The organism is Streptomyces sp. NPDC056527, from assembly GCF_042794475.1.
Lineage (GTDB): Bacteria > Actinomycetota > Actinomycetes > Streptomycetales > Streptomycetaceae > Streptomyces.
The window spans coordinates 76862-90170 of the sequence record NZ_JBHTTQ010000002.1 but is presented as its reverse complement, the minus strand read 5'-3'; the positions used below and the strand labels follow the sequence as shown (position 1 = coordinate 90170).

At 72.7% G+C, this 13309-nt stretch carries 7 protein-coding genes; all 7 read right to left on the bottom strand.

Annotation, left to right across the window (positions count from 1 at the left end):
* Nucleotides 1-42: 42 nt before the first annotated feature.
* Nucleotides 43-5325 carry an amino acid adenylation domain-containing protein gene (locus ACFQ7Q_RS01990; RefSeq protein WP_383548482.1) on the bottom strand — a complete coding sequence of 1761 codons (5283 nt, stop codon included), beginning with the start codon at nucleotides 5323-5325 and terminating at the stop codon, nucleotides 43-45.
* A 77-nt stretch (nucleotides 5326-5402) separates the two neighbouring features.
* Complete coding sequence (locus tag ACFQ7Q_RS01985; RefSeq protein WP_383548479.1) at nucleotides 5403-6104, bottom strand: gamma-glutamyl-gamma-aminobutyrate hydrolase family protein; 702 nt, start codon at nucleotides 6102-6104, stop codon at nucleotides 5403-5405.
* Nucleotides 6101-7489, bottom strand: coding sequence for a hypothetical protein (locus tag ACFQ7Q_RS01980; RefSeq protein ID WP_383548477.1), 1389 nt, complete (start codon nucleotides 7487-7489; stop codon nucleotides 6101-6103). Before ACFQ7Q_RS01980 ends, ACFQ7Q_RS01985 begins: the two co-directional genes overlap by 4 nt.
* Nucleotides 7486-9867, bottom strand: coding sequence for a carbamoyltransferase HypF (hypF, locus tag ACFQ7Q_RS01975; RefSeq protein ID WP_383548474.1), 2382 nt, complete (start codon nucleotides 9865-9867; stop codon nucleotides 7486-7488). The genes ACFQ7Q_RS01980 and hypF overlap by 4 nt, the downstream gene beginning before the upstream one ends.
* A 13-nt stretch (nucleotides 9868-9880) precedes the next feature.
* Nucleotides 9881-10906 (bottom strand): hydrogenase expression/formation protein HypE, encoded by a 1026-nt coding sequence (gene hypE / locus ACFQ7Q_RS01970; RefSeq protein WP_383548472.1) that lies wholly within the window; start codon nucleotides 10904-10906, stop codon nucleotides 9881-9883.
* A gap of 85 nt (nucleotides 10907-10991) precedes the next feature.
* Entirely contained in the window at nucleotides 10992-11576 is a 585-nt protein-coding gene (locus ACFQ7Q_RS01965) for an isochorismatase family cysteine hydrolase (protein WP_376433904.1), read from the bottom strand.
* A gap of 132 nt (nucleotides 11577-11708) precedes the next feature.
* The gene (locus ACFQ7Q_RS01960; protein ID WP_383548469.1) at nucleotides 11709-13109 is read right to left on the bottom strand and encodes a condensation domain-containing protein; all 1401 of its coding nucleotides are present in this window, start codon (nucleotides 13107-13109) and stop codon (nucleotides 11709-11711) included.
* Nucleotides 13110-13309: the final 200 nt, after the last annotated feature.

The window sequence follows — 13309 nt, the reverse complement described above, 5'->3', positions numbered from 1 at the left end:
AGGTACGAAGGGCGGGCGCGGCGGGGCGCCGGACGGCACGGCTCAGCCCTGGGCCAGCAGCGCGGCGACTTCCGCGTCGGTCAGCGAGGCCAGCTCCGCCAGCGCCCGCTCGACCTCCTCGTCGTCGGCCGTCAGGATCCGGCCGTCACGCGCTTCGTCGGCGATGCTCTCGACGGTCAGCTCACCGCTGATCAGTCCGGCCAGTGGCAGTTCCAGACCGAAGGCGGCACGGACCCGCACCACGATCCGGGTGGCCTGCAGCGAGTGACCGCCGAGCGTGAACAGGTCGTCGGTGACCGACACCTCGGGCAGCCCCAGCACCTCGCACCAGATGCGGGCGACCTCGCGCTCGAAGGGGTCTCGCGGTGCGACGGCCGCGCTCTCTCGGCGCACACCGGGCTCCGGCAGCCCGCCCCGGTCCAGCTTCCCGTTGGCCCCGGTGGGCAGTTCGGCGAGCCAGACGAAGGCGGACGGGATCATCGCCGCCGGCAGCCGCTGGGCGAGGTGGCCGCGCAGCTCGGCCGTCGGGACCTCGTCCCCGGCGGCCACCAGATAGCCGACGAGGGCCGGCTCGCCCGCCACGGTGCGCACCACCACGGCGACTTCGGCGAGCGCCGGATGGCCGCCCAGCACCGCCTCGACCTCGGCCGGCTCGACCCGGTGGCCCCGGATCTTCACCTGCCCGTCGAGGCGCCCCAGGAAGTCGATGGTGCCGTCCGGCGACCAGCGTGCCCGGTCCCCGGTGCGGTAGAGCCGCATGCCGCTCACGAACGGGTCCGGCACGAACCGCTCGGCGGTCAGCCCCGGCCGGCCGAGGTAGCCACGGGCCACCTGGACGCCGCCGATGTGCAGCTCCCCCGGCACTCCGACGGGCAGCGGCGCGCCGCGCTCGTCGAGCACGTACAGCCGGACCCCGGGCGCCGGTCCGCCGATCGGCAGCCGTACCCGGTCCGTGCCGCCGGGCTCCACCTCGTACGCGGTCACCTCGATCGCGGCCTCGGTCGGCCCGTACAGGTTGTGCAGCTCCACTCCCGGGAGCAGCGCGTGGAACCGCGCGGCGACCGCGGGCGGCAACTCCTCGCCGCTGCACACGACCCGGCGCAGCACGCGCGCGCAGTCGGCGGCGGCGGGCTCCTCCAGGAAGGTCCGGAGCATCGACGGCACGAAGTGGCAGGTGGCGACGGATTCCCGCCGGATCAGTCCGGCGAGGTACGTGGGGTCCTGGTGGCCTCCCGGGCGGGCGAGCACCATCGTGCCGCCGGCGCTGAGCGGCCACCACAGCTCCCAGCCGGAGACGTCGAAGCCCACGGGGGTCTTCTGCAGGACGGTCTCCCCCGGCGCGAGCCGGTGGGCGCGCTGCATCCAGTCCATCCGGTTGACGACACCGGCGTGCTCGTTCACCACGCCCTTGGGGCGCCCGGTCGAGCCGGAGGTGTGCAGGACGTACGCCATGTTCCGCGGGGACGACACGGCCTCGGGGCGGACCGTCGGGCGGTCGTCGGCCGCGCCCTCGTCGAGGCGGATCACGACGGGTCCGCCGTCGGCGGCGACCGCGTCGGCGAGGGTGCCGGCGGCCAGCTCACCGGTGGTGAGCAGGACGGCGGGCCGGACGTCCTCCAGCTGCGCGGCGAGCCGGGCCGCGGGGTAGCCGGGGTCCAGCGGCAGATAGCCGCCGCCGGACTTGAGGACGCCGAGCAGGGCGGCGACCAGCGCGGCGCCGCGCGGCAGGCATACGGCGACGGCCTGGTCGGGTGTGGTGCCGAGGTCGCGCAGCAGCCAGGCGATCCTGTTGGCGCGCGCCTCCAGTTCCCCGTAGGTGAGCCGGGCGTCGTCGGCGACGACGGCGAGCGCGGCGGGGTCCCGGTCGACCTGCCGCTCGAACGCCTGGTGCAGCAGCTCGGGCGGCGCCTCGGTGGTGTCGGCGCCGCTCAGCTCGTCCACGATCCACCGGCGGTCGGCCTCGGGGAGCACCGGCAGGTCCGCGGCGGGCGTGCACGGCGGGCGGGGAGCGGCGTCGAGGAGGGTGGCGAAACCGTCGAGGAGCCGGCGGACGGTGTCCTCGGTGAACAGGTCCGCCGCGTAGACGACATGGCCGGCGAGCCGCCCGTCGGGCTGCTCGGTCAGATGCAGGGAGAGTTCGAACTGGGCGCCGGGAGCGGGGAGTTCGAAGGGCTCCGCGTGGACCTCGCCGGCCTGCCACTCGGTCAGCGGGGTGTTCTGGAGCGCGAGCGCGACGCGCACCAGCGGCGGCCGGCCACCGGACCGCTCGGCTCCGGCCAGGCGCACCATCTCGTCGTAGGGGAAGTCCTGGTGCGGGTAGGCCGCCAGGCACAGCTCACGGACGCGGCCGAGCAGTTCACCGAAGGTCGGGGTCCCGGACAGGTCGACGCGCAGTGGCAGGGTGTTGACGAAGAGGCCGAGCGCGTCGGCCGTGCCGGGGCGGTTGCGGCAGGCCGCCGGCGTGCCGACCACCACGTCGTGCTGGCCGGTCCAGCGGGACAGGACGGTCGCGAAGGCGGAGAGCAGCACCATGTACGGGGTCGCGTTGCGGGCGGCGCCGTAGGTCCTCAGTCGCTCGGCCTGCTCGGCGCCGACCTCGAACGGCAGCGCGGCGCCGCGCCAGGACTGGCTGCTGGGCTGGGGGACGTCGAGCGGGAGTTCCAGCGCGGCGGCGCCGTCGAGGGCACCGGTCCAGAACGCCTCGGCGGCGGCGCGCTCGGCCTCCCCGTGCTCGTACGGGCGGACGGTCGGCAGGGGCCCGGGCAGCGGGCGGCCGGCCAGGGCGTCCTTGTAGGCGGAGCCGAGTTCGCGCAGCAGCACGCCGAGCGACCAGCCGTCGACCGCGATGTGGTGCGCGACGATCCCGAGGCACCATTCGTCGGCGGCGAGTCGCACCAGGGTGGCGCGCAGCAGGGAGCCCGACGCCAGGTCGAAGGGGGCCTCGCCGAGGGCGTCGAGGGCGGCACGGCATGCGGCCTCGCAGGCGGCGGCGGGCTCCGCGGACACGTCCACGACCGGGATGTCCAGCGGCTCCGCGGGGCGGGCCGAGACCATCAGGGTGCCGTCCTGCGCGGTGTGGAAGGCGGCGCGCAGGGCGGGGTGGCGGGCGACGAGGGCGTTGAGGCAGCCGGTGAGCAGCTCGGCCGAGACCGGTCCGCGCAGCCGGACACCGCCGGCGATGTGGTACGCGCTGCCCGCGCCCATCTCCGCGAGGAGCCACATCCATTCCTGGGCGCGGCCGGCTCGCACGGGAGCGCCGGTGTCGGTCAGGGCGTCGCCGGCGTTCGGCACGTCGCCGCCGGCGCGCGCCGCACCCGAGGCGGTGGCGTCCTTGGAGGGCCGCCACTGTCCGAGGCGGTCCTCCAGTTCCGCGGTGGTGATGCCGTCGAGCAGCCGCTCGACGGGTACTTCGGCGCCGGTCGACCGGTGCAGGGCCGCGGCCAGCCGGACCGCGCGCAGCGAGTCCAGGCCGAGGGCGATGAGCGGCATCGTCCGGTCGAGTTCCGCCGCCGGCGTGCCGATCACGACGGCGACGCCCTCGGCGACGACGGACGGGGCGGCTGCGGAGCCGGCGGTGTCGGCGGATGCTTCGGAGCCGGCCGCGGGACGCGGCGCGGCGACCCGCTTGAGCCCGTCGGAGGCCCACAGGTCGCGGCAGGTGGAACGGCGGATCTTGCCGCTCGTGGTGCGGGGGATGGTGCCGAGGCGCACGAGCGCGATGTCGCGCGGCGCCAGGCCGTGCTCCGCGGCCACGGCCTCGCGCACGGCGGCCAGGACGCCGGGGGCGTCGTCGGGGGTGAACCCGCGGGCCACCTCGTGGACGAGGACGACCTGCTCCTCGCCCCCGTCGTCGACGGAGAAGGCGGCGGAGCGGGTCGGCTGGAGCAGCGGGTGGGCGCGCTCGGCGGTCTGCTCGACGTCCTGCGGATAGTGGTTCCGGCCGCGCACCACCATCAGGTCCTTGATGCGGCCGGTGATGAACAGCTCGCCCTCGGACGTGAAGGCCAGGTCTCCGGTGCGCAGGAACGTGCGCCCGGGGTGGGCGTCGAGCGTGGCCTCGAAGGTGCGGGCGGTCTCCTCCGCGCGCTCCCAGTACCCGGCGGCGACGGACGGGCCGCTGATCCACACCTCGCCCACCTCGCCCTCGGCGCAGGGGCGGCCGTCGGCGACGACGAGGACCAGGTCCACGCCCTGGGGGGTGCCGCAGCCGGTCAGCGAGAGACGGGGGCGGGCGTCCTCGCCCGCGGGTTCGGCGCTGCCGCGTTCGAGCGCGGCACGGTCGAGTTCGAGGACACGCGGTGCTGCCCCGCGGGTCGGGCCGCCGGTGGCGAACAGGGTCGTCTCCGCCAGGCCGTAGCAGGGGTGGAAGGCGCGCGGGGAGAACCCGGAGACCTCGAACGCGGCGGCGAACTGGGCCATGGTGGAGGGGCGGACGGGCTCGGCGCCCATCATCGCGTGGCGCCAGCTGGACAGGTCGAGCGCCGCCCGGTCCTCCTCGCCGATGCGCCGGACGCATTCGAGGTAGGCGAAGTCGGGGGCGGCGGAGACGGTGCCCCGGGTGCGGCTGATCGCGTCCAGCCAGAGCAGGGGCCTGCGCAGGAACGTCATCGGAGCCATCAGGACGCTGGGGAAGCCGGCGTACAGCGGCTGCAGGATGCCGCCGATCAAACCCATGTCGTGGTACGGCGGGAGCCAGCTCACACCCCGGCTGTCGGGGCCGGAGTCGACGGCCTGCGCGATGGTGGCCGAGTTGTGCACGAGGTTGTCGTGCCGGACCATCACGCCCTTGGGGCGGCCGGTCGAACCGGAGGTGTACTGGAGGAACGCGAGCGCGTCCGGCCGGGGACCCCGCCCGTCCCACGTCTCGGCGAGTTCGGCGGGCAGCTCGTCCGTGATGAGCCAGCCGGGGAACGCGGTGGCGGACAGCTCCGGGTACTGGGCGTCGAGGGCGGTCGCGGTGGCCCGGTCGCTGAGCGCGAGCACCGCTCCGGCGTCGGTGGCGGCGGCCAGCACCATCGGTACGCCGTGCCGGCCCGCCGGCAGGTGGACGGGGACGGCGACCACCCCCGCGTACAGGCAGCCGAGGAATCCCACCACGTAGTCCACGCCCGGCGGGTACAGCAGCACCGCCCGCTCGCCGGCGAGTCCGCGCGCACCGAGCGCGGCGGCCACCGTCCTCGCCCTGCGGTCGATGTCCGCGTAGCTCAGTACGAGTTCGCCGGTGTCGGCGAGGAACTCGAAGGCCGTGCGGTCCGGTGTGCCGTCCGCGCGATCGCGCAGGATGTCGACGAAAGTCCCGCCGCGGGGACGGAGCGCTGAGTGCACGGTGGTGCTCCTGGGGTAGCTGCGGCCGTACGCCGTGACAGCGGGCCGGTCGGGGAAAGGGGCTGGTCAGGCCGGGTTCACAGCAGGGCCGGGGCGGCGCAGGCCGCCACGAACCTGCTGAACAGGTGGTCTTCGTGGGCGACTTCGGGATGCCACTGCACGCCCAGGACGAAGCGCTTGGCCGGGTCCTCGACCGCCTCGGCGAGGCCGTCGTCGCTGAGCCCGGTGACCCGCAGGGAACCGGGGTCGGCGACGCCCTGGTGGTGGTGGGAGTTGACGACGGCCTCGGTGCCGTAGACGGAGGCGGCCAGGGAGCCCTCGGTGAAGCGCACCGGATGCTCGCCGAACACACCGGGCTCGGGGAGGTGCCCGGTGTGACCGAGCACGTCGGGCAGGTGCTGGTGGAGCGAGCCACCGTAGAGGAGCGTCAGCAGCTGCAGACCGCGGCAGATGCCGAGGACCGGGAGGTCGCGCTCCAGCGCCCCGCGCAGCAGGAGCAGCTCGCCGGCGTCCCTGCCGGGGGCCGGCGGGTCGGTACGCGGGTGGCGGGGCTGCCCGTAGCGCTCGGGGTCGATGTCGGCGCCGCCGGGCAGCATCAGCCCGTCGAGCCGGTCGAGGACCGCGTCGTCGAGGTCGTCGGGGGGCAGCACGACGGCCCGGCCGCCGTTGGCCGCGATCCCCCGCACATAGCTCTGCTGGATCATCGTCGCCTGGGTGTCCCAGATGTCCCACCGGGCGCGGTCCTGGTAGGCGGCGATGCCGATGACGGGGCGGCTCATCGCGTACCGCCTCCGACGCCGGCGGGGACCGGGGCGGGCAGGGAGTCCGGCGAGACCGTGCGCAGCGACGAGGCGCACAGCGCCAGCGCGTCCTGGAGCAGCGGGGAGTCGCCGGCGAGCGGAGCGCCGTACGGGGTGCGGGTGCGCAGCGCGGCGACGCGGCGGGCGAGCTCGTCCGCCGGAGCCGTGTCGCGCACGGCGGCCACGAAGACGTCGGCCAGTTCGGTGAAGTCCTCGCCGGAAAGGCCCTGGTAGGTAGCCTCGTTGAGACCGATGCGGACGCCCTGGCCGGTGAAGCCCGGCAGGCCGGCCATGAAGTTGACGCGCAGTCCGGCGGCGAAGAGCCGGTCGCTGGCCACCTTCGCGAGGACGCCGTCCGCCTCGGGGTCGAGCCACAGCTGGTGTCCCGCGGAGTAGCCCCGGTCGGCGGCCACCACGGTGAGTCCGCGCTCGGTGAGCAGCTCGCCGAAGCGACGGGTGTTCGCGACGACGGCGCGGGCGTACTCGAAGCCGCCGAAGTCACGGAACTCGAGCAGGGATATGCCGAGGCTGATCGTCGCCGCGAAGTGATGGTTGCTGATCATGAAGTCCTGGGTCTCGCGGATGCGCCGCTCGACCTCCTTGTTCCGCGTCAGCAGAACGGCCTTCTGCGGGCCGGGGAACGTCTTGTGGGTGGAGCCGCCGAAGCTGTCCGCGCCCTCGTCGAGCGGGTTGCGGAACACTCCGGCGAGCACCAGGCCCAGCCAATGGCTGGCGTCGACGTGCACCAGCGTCTCGGGGCTCACCCGGCGGACCGTGGCCACCAGGCTCGCGACGTCCAGGGGGAAGAGGCAGTGCGACTGGTCGACGTAGAGCAGCGTCGGGCGCACCCGGCCGAGGAGCTCGGCGGCGTGGTCCAGGTCGAGCGCGTGGGGGTCGTCGCCGGTCAGGAACTCGACTCGCAGACCGAGCCGTTCGGCGACCTGCGGGGTCGCGTAGTGGCCGCCGAGGTCCGGGCTGATCGTGACGACGGTGGAGCCGGGCTCGCCGCCGAGCGTGGCCAGCGCCAGGGTCATGGCGTTGAGGCCGCTGAGCGGGCGGACGGTGACGTAGTCGGCACGGCCGAGCTCCTCCAGGAGCGGGACGGTGAGGCCCATCTCCAGGTCGCGCAGGTGCTGGGCGCCGCGGAAGTGCCAGCCGTCCGGGTTGTCGCTCTCGTTGAAGAAGTAGCGGTGGTACGCGTCGAGCATCATCGGCAGCTTGGCGATACCGGACATGGCCGTCTCGGACGGGACCATGCTGAGGGTGCGGTTCGCGTGCTCCTCGTTGCGCACGAGCAGCCGCATGACGTCGCCGAGGGTCGGGCTCTCGTACGGCATGGTCTTGTCCTTTCCATCGGTGGTCACGGGTGGGTGGTCCTCTCGTGCAGGCGGGCGCCGGCGACCATCACCTGGCCGAGCGCGATGCCTCCGTCGTTGGTCGGGACCTGCTGGTGGACGTACGCCTCGAATCCCGCCCTGCGCAGCTCGACCAGGCAGTTGACGAGCAGGAACTCGTTGAGGAAGACGCCGCCCGAGAGCGCGACCTGGGTGGTGCCGAGCGTCCGGCGGATCTCCTCGCACCGCTCGGTCACCATCGCGACCACGGAGGAGTGGAACCGGCGGCTGACGGTCTCCACGGCGGTGCCGCGCGCCAGGTCCGCCGCGATCTCGCGGACGACCGGGCGCGGGTCGATCTCCACCACGCCGTCCCGTTCGGTCCGGCCGAAGGCATACGGCTCGGCCAGGGTGAGATCCCGGCCCAGCAGACCTTCCAGCTCGATCGGTCCCTGCGCCTCGTGCTCGGCGTGGGAGCAGATGCCGACCAGCGCGGCGACCCCGTCGAAGAGGCGCCCCATGCTGGAGGCGAGCGGGGCGTTGATGGAGCGCCGCACCATCGTGGTGTAGACGTGCCGGGCCTGCTCGTCGAGGACGTCCAGGGCGGGGAAGGCCGCGTGGGCGGCGTCCGGGTCGTCGTCGAAGGCGTCGAGGGCGAGGGCGAAGCCGGTACGGATCGGCTCCGTGACGGCCTTGTCCCCGCCGAGCAGCGGGATCGGCCGCAGATGGGCGGCGCGGTCCACGGAGGCGAAGGAGCCGTGCAGGAACTCGCCGCCCCAGATGGTGCCGTCCTCGCCGTAGCCGGTGCCGTCGAAGACGACCCCGAGGGTGGCGCCGTCGATCCGGTTCTCCGCCATGCAGGAGGCCATGTGGGCGTGGTGGTGCTGGACCGGGAACACCTCGCGCGACGCCTCGTCGTCGGCGAGGACCCGGGAGCGGAAGGAGGGGTGCATGTCGACCGCGACGACGGCCGGCTCCAGCTCGTACAGCTCGGCCAGATGGGCGGCGGTGTGCCGGTGCGAGGCGAAGGTCTCGTCGTTCTTGAGGTCGCCGATGTGCTGGCTGACGTAGACCTCCTCGCCGGAGCCGAGCGCCACGGTGGTCTTCAGCTCGGCGCCGTACGCGAGGATCTGCGGCAGGTCGCCCGCGACGGGGACGGGGTACGGGGCGTAGCCGCGGGCCCGCCGGACGAAGCTGACGAGCGGCTCGGCGAGTTCGGGGTGGACCGAGCGGCGGACGACGGAGTCGTCGACCCTGATGTGGATGTCCCGGTCGTGGTGCAGGACCAGGTCGGCCACCTCGAAGAGGTCGCGCAGCGCCTCGTCGTTGCGGTAGGCGATGGGGCTGCCGGAGATGTTGCCGCTCGTCATCACCAGGACGTCGAGCCCGGGCCGTTCGAGCAGCAGATGGTGCAGCGGCGCGGACGGCAGCATCACACCGAGGTTGGGGTTGCGCGGCGCGATCGACTCCGGCAGCGCGAGCCCGGCGGCCTTGCGCAGCAGCACGACGGGCCGGGCCGGGGAACCGAGCAGCTCGCCGTCGCCCTCGTCGAGCTCCACGAAGCGGGCGGCGGAGGCGATGTCCTCCACCATCAGGGCGAAGGGCTTGGAATCACGGCGCTTGCGCCGGCGCAGCAGGGCGACGGCTTCCGCGTTGCGCGCGTCCGCGACCAGGTGGAAGCCGCCGACGCTCTTGACGGCCACGATCCGGCCGGCGGCCAGGGCCGCCGTCGTCGCGGTCAGCGCCTCGTCCTCCTGGGCGATCTCGCCCTCGGGCGAGGAGAGGGTCAGCCGGGGCCCGCAGTCGGGGCAGGCGTTCGGCTGGGCGTGGTAGCGCCGGTCCGCGGGGTCCTCGTACTCGGTCCGGCACCGCTCGCACATCCGGAAGACCGCCATGGTGGTCTGTTCCCGGTCGTACGGCAGGTGCCGGATCAGCGAGTAACGGGGCCCGCAGTGCGTGCAGTTGGTGAAGGGGTAGCGGTGCCGGCGGTCCGCCGGGTCCCGCACCTCCGCCAGGCACGCGTCGCACACGTGCGAGTCGGGCGCCACGATGGTGCCGGCCCGGCCGTCGCGTACGCTCTCGCGGATCTCGAACCCGCTGTACTCGTCGGCCGGTGCCAGGTCGTCGCGGCTCTCGATCCGCACCTCGTTGACCCGCGCCAGCGGCGGGGCCTGGGTGCTCAGCGCCTCCTGGAAGGCGCCGAGCACGTCGGACGGTCCGCACACCAGAGTCTGCACACCGTGGTTGTCGTTGAGCACCCAGCCGGTCAGTCCGAGTCGGTGGGCGAGGGTGTGGACGAAGGGCCGGTAGCCCACGCCCTGCACCACGCCGTTGACCCGGATCAGCCACTGGCTCGGACGGGAGTCGTGGACGCTCTCCACGGACCCGGTGTCGGTGATCTGCTGCACTGGACCGCTCCGCTCAGCAGAGACGCGGGAGTTCCGCGCCCTGCAGTTCCTCGATCGTGGTGACCTTGCCGCCGGCATCCGTCATCTCGACCGCGGCCTCGGCCCGGTCGGTGATCTCGCCGATGACCACGGCCTGCTTGCCGTACGGGTGCGCGTGCAGGGCGGCCAGGACCTCGTCCACGGCCTCGGGGGCGACGAAGAGGGCGAGGCAGCCCTCGTTGGCGGCGTTGATCGGGTTGATGCCGAGCATGTCCGAGGCCATGCGGGTGGCGAACTCGATCGGCAGCGCCTCCTCCTGGACCGAGACGACCCGGCCGACGGCCGAGGAGTACTCGTGCAGGACGGCGTTGAGGCCGCCGCGCGTCACGTCGCGCATGGAGTGCACCGCACCGCGCTCGATCAGCCCGTCGAGCTCGGCGATCATGCCGTTCAGCGGCGCGCAGTCGCTGAGGACGTTGGTCTCGAAGCCGAGGCCCTCGCGGACGGACAGCAGGTGGACGGTGTGGTTGCCGATCGGACCGCTCAGGATGATCCGGTCGCCGGGGCGGACCGAGGTCATGCGCAGCGGCTCACGGTGGAAGACGCCGACGCCGGTGGTGTTGAGGAAGATCTGGTCCGCCTCGCCCACGCCGACGACCTTGGTGTCACCAGCGACGATCTTGACGCCGGCCTCCTTGGCGGTGTCCCGGATCGACTCCAGGACGCGGTGCAGGGTGGAGATCGGCAGGCCGGTCTCCAGGATCATCGCCAACGTCAGGTACTCGGGCTTCGCACCGACCACGGCCAGGTCGTTGACCGTTCCGCAGACGGCGATCTTTCCGATGTCGCCGTTTCCGAAAAGCGGCGGGTCGACCACGAAGGAGTCGGTGGTCAGTGCGATGTTGCCGGCCGGGACCGGCAGCATCGCGCTGTCTTCCATTTCCCCTGTGTAGACGTCCCCCAGCACATCCACCACGAAATCGACCAGCTCCCGACTGAGTCGGGCCCCGGTGCCGTGGTCAAGGACGATCTTCTGATCCAGCAAGGACTTCGTGCTCATTGCAGCGAGCCGTCTCTTTCGGCTGTAGGTGGATGGCGCGACGGAGGAGGACCCTGCCGTCTGCCGGTTGTTCAGGAATTGCGGGTCACGGGGTCTGGACGACCTTGCGGGGCAGCGCGCCCTCGCTGTCGATCACGCGCAGGATCTCGGCGGAGTCCACGACCGTCGCGCAGTACCCGGCCAGCCAGTCCAGGGCGCGGACCTTGTCGGCCTCCTTGGCGGAGACGACACAGTCGCTGGGGACGTAGACGTTGTAACCGCGGAAGAAGGCGTCGGCGGCGGTCGTCTGGACGCAGATCTGGCCCTGCATGCCCGTCACCAGGACGGTGTCGACACCGAGCGCCTGCAGGCGCTCGTGCAGGTCGGTCTCGTAGAAGCCGCTGTCCTTGTTCTTCTCGACGAGGATGTCGGTGTCCTCCAGGAAGACCGGGAGGATCTCCGCGCCCTTGCTGCCCTTCTGCGAGGGGACGATGCCGTTGTGGAGCTCCACGTTCGGGTCGTCGGGCAGGTTGATCAGCTGCAGGTGGACGACGTGGTGACCACGCTTGCGCATCTCGTGGAGGAAGCCGGAGAAGGCCGGGGTGGCCTCGGTGACGGCGTCGATGCGCTCCTGGTTCTTGTGGACCATGTCGTACTGGAGGTCGTTGGTGAGAACAGCGATCTTGCTCATTCGTATCTCCTCGAAAAGCGAGCGTGGATTCCTCGCGGAGCTTCTCCGCGAGACGCATTCCATGGGCCGAAGAATCTCCCGGAAACCAGGTCCGTAAGTAGTCGGGGAAACCCCCGACCCCCGGCCCCGACATCACCCGAAGACGCGGTGCTCCGGGGTGTGTGCCATTTCGGCCAGAAGGCCGTGGTATTCCCGCATCAGTTCCTCGATGCGGCCGGCGGTGAACTGCTCGGTGCGGTAGAGGACGATGCAGTGGGCGCGCTCGGCGTCGTGGCGCAGCCGGATGTTGAGGGGGCGCAGCACGTGCTGCCGTTCGGGGATGAGCGGCTCCATCCGCAGGTCCCCGAGGGTGTCCGGGGTGTCGAACTCCTCCTCGGCGGTGAACTGCACGTGGAACAGCCGGGCCAGCAGCCCGGGGTCCGGCAGGTGCGGCTCCAGCAGGTGCGGCGGCAGGTCGTGGTGTGCGAAGTCGGCGGCCGTGCCGGCCTTGATCTGCTCCAGGAGCTCGCCGAGCGTCGGATCGGCGGACAGATCGGTGCGGACGACCACGTCGTTGGAGAAGTCCGCGACGAGATCGCGTACATCACTGGTGTCGCGGAAGGAGATCGGCGCCCGTACGCAGATGTCCCGCTGGCCCGAGCGCCGGGCGAGCAGCGCCGTGAAGGCGGCGAGGCCCACCGTGTACAGCGTGGTGGCGCGCTCGGTCGCGAGCCGGCGGATCGCCGCGTACAGCTCCTCGGGCATCGGTACGTCGACGCCGGTGCCCCGCTGCGAGGGAACCGGGGGCAGCTCCAGGTCGGTGGGGAGCACGGCCTGTTCGGCTCCCGCGAGCCGCTCCGTCCAGTAGGCGATCAACTCGGCGCCACGGGGCCCGTCGAGCCGCTCGCGATGCCAGGCGGCGAAGTCGGCGAACTGTACGCGCAGCGGCTCCAGAGGCGCGGGTACGCCCGCCTGGGCGGCGGTGTAGTGGGCGCCGAGATCGCGCACGACGACCTCCACCGTCCGGGCGTCACCGATGATGTGATGCACCATCAGGAAGACGATGTGGTCGTCGTCGGCGAGCCGGAGCAGCTTCAGCCGGGCGAGCGGCCCGCGCTCCAGGTCGAAGGGCCGGTCATCCTCCTCCCACACGAACGCCGCGAAGTCCTCCGAGGCGGCCGTCTCGATCACCTCGACCGGCAGCCGCAGGGTCGGGGCGACCACCTGGGTCAGCACCCCGGCCTCCACCCGCAGCGAGCTGCGCAGGGTCTCGTGCCGGGCCACGACCGCGTTCCACGCCTCTTCGAGGAGCGGGACGTCCAGCACGCCGTACAGCCGCACGGCGGCCAGGATCGCCGGGGCGGGCCCCGCGCTGCCCGCGAGCCCCTCCCACATGCCCTCCTGCGTGACCGCGGCCCGGAACCTCGACTCCCCCGCCGTCCGCGGGAGTACCGGTATGCCGTCGGCGGCGGCCCCCCTTCGGCGACGCATCAGCGCCGCCTCCAGGCGGGCGCGGGCCGCCTGATCCGTCCTGTCCAGCTGTGCTCGCGTCATGCACCGATGGGATCAACCCGGCGGCGCTCCGGGCAGTCGGGAGGATCCCCGACGACCACGGGCCCGACCGCCGCCGCCGTAGCGTTCACCTGTAGCGCATTGCAATGAACAGTCGAAGGAGCATTGCATTATCCCTCAAGGCATTGCAACGATTTCCCTGCCTTGACCTGCACTTATTCAGTCATTGCGCAACGACGACG